Genomic DNA, 484 nt, shown 5'->3' with positions numbered 1-484 from the left:
GGCACGCTGACGGTAACCGTCACCGCCGTAAATGACGCGCCAGTCGCTGGAGCCGATACGGCGACCACCGATGAAGACACGCCAGTGACCGTCAATGTGCTGGCGAATGACAGCGATGTGGATGGCAACCCGCTGACGCTGACCGCCGCCAGCGCCGGTAACGGCACGGTGGTGATCAACCCGGATGGCACCCTGACTTACACCCCGAACGCCAACTTCAATGGCACCGACACGGTGACCTATACGGTGAGCGATGGCGCGGGTGGCGTGGCAATGGGCACGCTGACGGTGACCGTCACCGCCGTAAACGATGCGCCAGTCGCCGGGGCCGATACGGCGACCACTGACGAAGACACGCCAGTGACCGTCAATGTGCTGGCGAATGACAGCGATGTGGATGGCAATCCGCTAACCGTGACCGCCGCCAGCGCCGGTAACGGCACGGTGGTGATCAACCCGGACGGGACGCTGACCTATACGCCGA

At 64.0% G+C, this 484-nt stretch carries 1 protein-coding gene; it reads left to right on the top strand.

Going from position 1 to position 484, the window contains the following annotated elements; all coding sequences use genetic code 11:
• Window positions 1–484, top strand: a 484-nt coding sequence (locus OB87_RS19350; protein ID WP_033570993.1) for a cadherin-like domain-containing protein, incomplete at both ends; no start/stop codon positions are given.

The organism is Dickeya undicola (assembly GCF_000784735.1).
In the GTDB taxonomy this organism is placed as follows: domain Bacteria; phylum Pseudomonadota; class Gammaproteobacteria; order Enterobacterales; family Enterobacteriaceae; genus Dickeya; species Dickeya undicola.
The sequence above is the reverse complement of the archived record's forward strand: the minus strand, read 5'-3'. Positions and strand labels throughout refer to the sequence as shown.